Below are 250 nucleotides of genomic sequence, written 5' to 3' on the forward strand. Positions count from 1 at the left end.
TAATTGATGAAGATGCGATTGCAAAAGTTCAGTCTCATATTGCAGATGCAACTGAGAAAGGTGCAACAATTCGTATTGGTGGTCAACGTTCAGCACTGGGCGGTACTTTCTTTGAACCAACAGTTTTAACTGGCGTAACGCAAGACATGAAAGTGTCTAAAGAAGAAACCTTTGGTCCGCTTGCACCACTATTCCGCTTTAAAACTGAAGATGAAGCAGTAGCAATGGCGAACGATACCGAGTTTGGTTT

General features: G+C 42.4%; 1 protein-coding gene. It reads left to right on the forward strand.

The genetic code is table 11. The features are described from left to right. On the forward strand, positions 1 to 250 hold a 250-nt coding region (locus tag AC3II9_RS22180; RefSeq protein ID WP_489158903.1), incomplete at both ends, for an aldehyde dehydrogenase family protein.

The organism is Lysinibacillus sp. RU7, assembly GCF_057837305.1.